Annotated in this window: 1 protein-coding gene; it reads right to left on the reverse strand. The window is 62.2% G+C overall.

Annotation, left to right across the window (positions count from 1 at the left end; genetic code table 11):
- The coding region (locus NCR38_RS34015; RefSeq protein ID WP_250478540.1) for an IS30 family transposase at window positions 1–591 on the reverse strand (591 nt) is incomplete at its 3' end.
- Window positions 592–640: the final 49 nt, after the last annotated feature.

Below are 640 nucleotides of genomic sequence, written 5' to 3' on the forward strand. Positions count from 1 at the left end.
GACTGCGGACTGGTTGCCGGCACCTTTGATGAGATCGCCTTCCCAGTGTCCAGGCAGCAGTCGGTCTTCGATTTCAGGCGGTCGCACATGAATGCTGACCATGTCGGGAATCTGTCCGCGCCGGTCAATGCCCCGTGTGCGCGGCATGCGCGTGCTGTGGCCGTGGCGCAAGCACGCAATGAGCTGACGGCGCAGTTCGCCACGCGGCTGGGCATAGATGGCCGTGTAGATGGTTTCGTGTGAAACCTGCTGGGTCGGGTCGGTCCGATACATTCGCTTCAGTGTGCCCGATATCTGCTGGGGCGACCATTTCCACTCGAGCAGAGTGAGAACGACACGCCAGCAGACGCCTTGCAGGCAAAGCTTTGCGGGCCGGCGCCCCCCGCTGCGGCGCGCGGCCCTGAGCGTTTCAGCCGGCACCGACGCGTAGCCGGCAGGACAGCTGTTTCGCGTCAGTTCACGACTCACGGTGGCCGGCGAGCGCCCGAGTATCCGGGCCATGGCCCGGATACTCGAACCCTGCAGATGCAGGCTTGCAATGGTCAGGCGCTCTTCTGGTTGCAGTTGCTTGTACTGGGTTCTTTCGTTCATCGCAACACCTTATATGAGACAGGTGTTGCACTTCAGATTTGAGGCCGCC

Origin of the sequence: Caballeronia sp. INML1, from assembly GCF_023631085.1 — a bacterium.
Lineage (GTDB): Bacteria > Pseudomonadota > Gammaproteobacteria > Burkholderiales > Burkholderiaceae > Caballeronia > Caballeronia turbans.